The following is a 5,506-nucleotide window of genomic DNA, read 5'->3' as shown; positions in this document are numbered from 1 at the left end:
GGATATAAAAAACCGCCGCACGCGAAGAGGAAGATTCAGGTGCGGCGGCGCAGGCGGAGGGGGCGGGATTCGAACCCGCGGTGAGCCTTCAGGGGCCCACAGGTGATTTCGAGTCACCCGCCTTCGTCCACTCGGCCACCCCTCCATCCCCAATTATAACGCGATCACACGGCTCGCCACCAACACCCCTTTGCCCGCCCTCATGGGCTATGAGGGCTACCTCTCATGGTCCTACGGCCTCCCCTTCTGGGAGGGTCAGCATCGGCCGGGGGATAGGGCCAATCGATCGCGATGGAGGATTGCTCCACCGGTCGTGGGTAGGGCGAACATCGGGCGCCCGCGGGCTGAACGGAGATGACGCGGGTGGCTTTCTGGGGGTTTTGGGGAGGAGGGCCATTCCGCCTTGTTGGATCGGCTCCCGACGGCATAACTCCCCACTGAAATTGACGAAACCCGGCTTTGCGTTTACGATAAAGATGATGACTACCGTAGGGTCATTCGATTCCACGGTTCGGGATGGGGCCGCCGGATGCCCGCTGGGGCACTGGCGGCTTTTTTGTTCATGCCGGGTTCGACCCTTTTTCTAAAGGACACCGTTCATGCTCAGAGCCCGTGCTGCTAACTGGGCTCAATGGTGGGGAGGGAGTGCAGGAGGGAAGAGGGATCAGGCCTTTCCCAGTCACCGGGCGGTTCGCCCTCTGGCCTGCCCGAGGGCTGGATGTGAGTCGAACAACTCGGGGAGATGAAGGCCGTCAAAGGCCCGCTATCTGTCTCCTTCGAAACTTTCTCTATCCTCCTCGCGGCCTATCGGGCTATTAGGGGAGGAGGGAGAAAAAATGCGGTGGGGATGTCGGGCCGGCGCCTTCAGCCCCGCGCATCTAAAAAACATGAACATGAGGAGATCGCTTCAATGGCACAGGTTTTACGGATTGTTCCCCTCGGGGGATTGGGTGAGATCGGCAAGAACATGATGGCCGTCGAATACGGCCGCAACATCCTGATCATCGACGCCGGGATCATGTTCCCGGAGAACGATATGCTGGGGGTGGATTTCATCATCCCCGACTGGCAGTACCTCCGGGACAAAAAGGCCTGGGTGCGGGCGATCGTGGTCACTCACGGCCACGAGGACCACATCGGGGCCCTCCCCTTCCTGATCCGTGAGATCCCAGCCCCGCTCTACGCCACGCCCCTCACCCGGGGATTGATTGAGGTCAAGCTCAAGCAGGCCAAGGTGACGGAAGAGGTGACCCTCCATACGGTCCAGGCCGGCGATCGGCTGACGATCGGGCCGTTCACCGTGGAGCTGTTCCGGGTCTGCCACAGCATCCCCGATGGGGTGGGGCTGGGGATCACCACCCCCGCCGGCCTCATCGTCCACACCGGCGACTTCAAGTTCGACCAGACGCCGGTAGACGGCAAGCCGACGGATTTCGCGGCCCTCGCGGAGTTCAGCAAGCGGGGGGTTCTGGCGCTGCTCTCGGACAGCACCAACGCCGACCGCCCGGGGTGGACCCCCTCGGAACGGGTGATCGATGGGGCGTTCGACGCGGCTTTCCGCCAGGCGAAAGGCCGCATCATCGTTGCCACCTTCGCCTCCCTGATCTCCCGCTTCCAGCAGGTGATCCAGGCGGCCCTCCGCTACGGCCGCAAGGTGGCCTTCGCCGGGACCAGCATCCTCGAGAACGTGAAGATCGCCCAGAAGCTCGGCTACCTGGAGATCCCCGCCGGGGTTCTGATCCGCCTGGATGAGGTGGATCGGTATTCGCCGCAACAGGTCGTGATCGTGACCACCGGCGCCCAGGGGGAGCCTTCCTCGATCCTGGCCCGGATGGCGGCTGGCCAGCACTCGCAGCTCCGGATCGTCCCGGGCGACACCGTGATCCTCTCCGCCCACCCGATCCCGGGCAACGAAGAGATGGTGCACCGGACCATCAACCGGCTCTTCCAGCGGGGGGCCGACGTGCTCTACGACCCCATCGCCCCGGTCCACGTCTCCGGCCACGCCAGCCAGGAAGAGCTCAAGCTGATGATCAACCTGGTCCGGCCTCAGCATTTCATCCCGATCCATGGGGAGATCCGCCATCTCAAGGCCCATGCGCGGCTGGCGATGGAGCTGGGGATCCCGGCGGAGCGCATCTTCACGGTCGAGAACGGATGGGTGATTGAATTCAAGGACGGCCAGGGGCGGGTGGCGGAGCGGGTGCCAGGCGGCTACGTGTTCGTGGACGGGGCGCTGGTCGGGGATATCGGCCCGGAGGTGCTGCGGGAGCGGGAGGTGCTCTCCCGGGAAGGGTTCGTGGTGGCCATCGTGCGGCGGGATCCGAAGACCGGTCGGCTGATTGGGCGGCCGGAGCTGATCACACGCGGGTTCACCTTCGCCCGGGAGGCGGAGGAATTGTTGGCCGGGGCCGAGGAGCTCATCATGGAAACCGTCCGCTCGGCGAACGGGGAAGGGAAATCCCGCCAGGCCCTGGCCCATCGCATCCAGAGCGCGCTGGCGGATTACCTCTATCGTCATACCCGACGCCGGCCGATGATCATCCCGGTGGTAACAGAATAAGGCGACGCGGCGGTGTATACGGGGCGACCACGGGGGTCGCCCGCGTGGGCACACCCCCCTGTAGGGGCAGGCACAGGGGCCTGCCCCTACGCCTTCTCTTGGAGGGATCGTGCGGATCGATGTGATCACTCTGTTCCCCGAATATTTCGAAAGCCCCCTGCGGGTGAGCATCCTGAAACGGGCCCAGGAGTCCGGACACGTTCAGATCGCTGTGCATTCCCTGCGGGCCTTCGGATTGGGACGCCACCGCGTGACCGATGACACCCCCTACGGCGGCGGAGGGGGGATGGTCATGCGGCCGGAGCCGATCTTCGAGGCGGTGGAGCAGATCCTCGCCGATGTCCCGCCGGACGCGCGGGGGGAAATCCCGATCGTCCTCTTAGATCCCGGAGGGCGCCGTTTCACTCAGGAGGTGGCCTGGGAGCTTTCCCACCATCCGCGGCTGGTGTTGATCTGTGGCCACTACGAAGGCGTGGACGAACGGGTCCGGGAGCATCTGGTCACAGATGAGATCTCCATCGGGGATTTCATCCTGACCGGAGGCGAGCCCGCGGCCCTAGTGATCATCGACGCGGTGGTGCGCCTGCTACCCGGGGTGCTGGGCGATCCCGAGGCCCCCCATCACGATTCCTTTGCGGAAGGCCTTCTGGAGCACCCCCACTACACCCGCCCCGCGGTTTACCGCGGATGGGAGGTCCCGGAGATCCTGCGCTCTGGCCACCACCAGGCCATCGCCCGCTGGCGCCGGATGCAGTCCCTCCGGCGCACCTGGGAACGTCGCCCAGACCTTCTCCTGCGGGCGGCGCTGACTGAGGAGGAGCGGACGTGGATCGCCCGCTGGGAAGCTGAACGGCGCGCGCTCCTGAAACCGCTCCTGGGAGGGGAAACGGGGTAAGGGCAGACCCCTGTCTGCCCACGCCCTCGGCCTGCTCGTAGGGGTAGGGACAGCCACGGGGGGCTGCCCTGCAAAAAACGCGGCGTGGACGCAACGCCCCGTAGGGGCAGACCCCTGTGTCTGCCCCCCGTGCCTTTCCCCGGCCTCATGTCGGCTCCCATCGGGGCAACCACCGAGGGTTAGGGCAATCACAGGGGTTGGGGCGACCACAGAAGGTTAGGGCAACCACGGAGGGTTGCCCCTACAAGACGCGATATGGCGCATCGTGTATTTCGTAGGAACAGGCCCCCGCGCCCGTTCCTACGCACAGGCAGGCCCTCGTGCCTGTCCACCAATGAGGGCAGCCCCCTATGGCTGCCCCTACACCAAACCATGGGGACGTCCGATATGCCTTCCTATCGGCTTTCCGCGCTGCTGAGCCCGCTCCCGTTTCCTTATCGGCATACCGGAGGCGACCCGGAGATCCGCGAGGTGGTGACGGACTCGCGCCAAGTTCGGCCGGGCGCCCTTTTCGTGGCCTATCGTGGGTTGCAGCACGACAAGCATGCCTTCATCCCCGACGCCCTGGCGCGCGGGGCGGTCGCCGTGGTCGGGGAACGGCCCCGCGAGGAACTCCCTCTGCCCGAGGGAGCGCCCTATGTGGAAGTTCATAACGGTCGGGAGGCCCTGGCGTGGCTGTGCGCCGCTTTCCGGGGTTTCCCCGCCCGCCGCCTGATCCTGATCGGCGTGACCGGGACCGATGGCAAGACTACAACGGTGAACCTCATCCATTCCATCCTGACGGCGGCCGGGCTGCAGGCGGGGATGATCAGCACGGTCAGCGCGGTCATCGGGGATCGGGTCTACGACACGGGCTTCCACACCACGACCCCCGAAGCCCCCGATGTGCAGCGCTACCTGGCGGAAATGGTGGAAGCCGGTCTCACCCACGCGGTGCTGGAGACGACCTCGGAAGGCCTGGCCCAGCATCGGGTGACCGCCTGCGATTTCGATATCGCCGTCCTCACCAACATCACCCACGAACATCTCTACTTCCACGGCACGTGGGAGAACTACCGGGCCGCCAAAGCCCGCCTGTTCGAGATGCTCAAAGCCTCCGTCGACAAGGGCCTCCCCAAGACCGCTGTCCTCAACGCGGAGGACCCTTCCTTCGATTATTTCCGTCGGATCCCCGCCGATCGCTATCTGAGTTACGCCCTGCGACAGCCCGCCGATCTCACTATCGAGGATCTGCGCTTCGAGCCGGATCACACGCGTTTCCGGCTCCGCACGCCGGTCGGGTCCATCACCGTGGAGACGGCCCTAGTGGGGGAATACAACGTCGCCAACATCCTGGCCGCCGCCGGGGCGGGGATCGCCCTGGGGTTGCCGCTGGAGGCGATCGCTGAGGGCGTGCGGCGATTGCGCGGCGTCCCCGGCCGGATGGAGCGGATCGATGAGGGCCAGGACTTCCTGGCCATCGTGGATTTCGCCCACACGCCCAACGCCCTGGAGCAGGCCCTGCGCGCTGCACGGCGGATGACGTCAGGGCGGGTGATCGTGGTCTTCGGAAGCGCCGGGCTGCGGGATGTGCAGAAGCGCGGGATGATGGGGCACGTGGCGGGACGGCTGGCGGATCTCATCGTGATCACGGCAGAGGACCCGCGGACAGAGGATCTGGAAGCGATTTTGGAGGCCATCGCGGAGGGGGTGCGGGCCGAAGGGCGGGTAGAGGGCGTCGATTTCTGGCGCATCCCGGACCGCGCCGAGGCGATCCGGTTCGCGGTGGAGCTGGCCCGGCCCGGGGATCTGGTGATCGCCTGCGGCAAAGGCCACGAGGCCTCCATGTGCTACGGAACCGTGGAATACCCATGGGATGAGCGCGAGGTCATGCGGGCGGCCTTGCGGGAGCGACTGGGGAAAGGCCATGATCTCATTCGTCCCTGGTGTTACCTTCGCAAGACAAAGGAACCTGGCGGATCCATCTGAGAACAGGAAAACCGATGAACATCCAGGCCGGTTCCATCGCCGGTGCTGGATCATAATCGGAGGCAAGCCGCTTCCCTTGA

General features: G+C 65.4%; 3 protein-coding genes and 1 tRNA gene. 3 read left to right on the top strand and 1 reads right to left on the bottom strand.

Features of this window, described 5'->3' with window-relative positions; genetic code table 11:
- Positions 1-54: 54 nt before the first annotated feature.
- Positions 55-145 (bottom strand) — tRNA-Ser (locus NZM16_RS01135).
- Between the two features lie 765 nt (positions 146-910).
- On the opposite strand from NZM16_RS01135, the gene NZM16_RS01130 reads away from it, so the two are divergent.
- The 3 genes from NZM16_RS01130 to NZM16_RS01120 all read left to right on the top strand — a co-directional run bounded on the left by NZM16_RS01130 (position 911) and on the right by NZM16_RS01120 (position 5,426).
- Positions 911-2,563, top strand: coding sequence for a ribonuclease J (locus NZM16_RS01130; protein ID WP_295452957.1), 1,653 nt, complete (start codon positions 911-913; stop codon positions 2,561-2,563).
- 109 nt (positions 2,564-2,672) lie between these two features.
- On the top strand, positions 2,673-3,458 hold the full coding sequence (gene trmD, locus NZM16_RS01125) for a tRNA (guanosine(37)-N1)-methyltransferase TrmD (protein WP_295452955.1): 786 nt from the start codon (positions 2,673-2,675) through the stop codon (positions 3,456-3,458).
- Positions 3,459-3,845: 387 nt separating this feature from the next.
- A complete protein-coding gene (locus tag NZM16_RS01120) occupies positions 3,846-5,426 on the top strand; it encodes a UDP-N-acetylmuramoyl-L-alanyl-D-glutamate--2,6-diaminopimelate ligase (protein ID WP_295477898.1) in 1,581 nt (526 codons plus the stop codon).
- Positions 5,427-5,506: the final 80 nt, after the last annotated feature.

Source organism: Thermoflexus sp. (genome assembly GCF_025055495.1).
Taxonomy (GTDB): domain Bacteria; phylum Chloroflexota; class Anaerolineae; order Thermoflexales; family Thermoflexaceae; genus Thermoflexus.
Note: the sequence above shows the minus strand (reverse complement) of the source record. Positions and strands in the feature narration are given on the sequence as shown.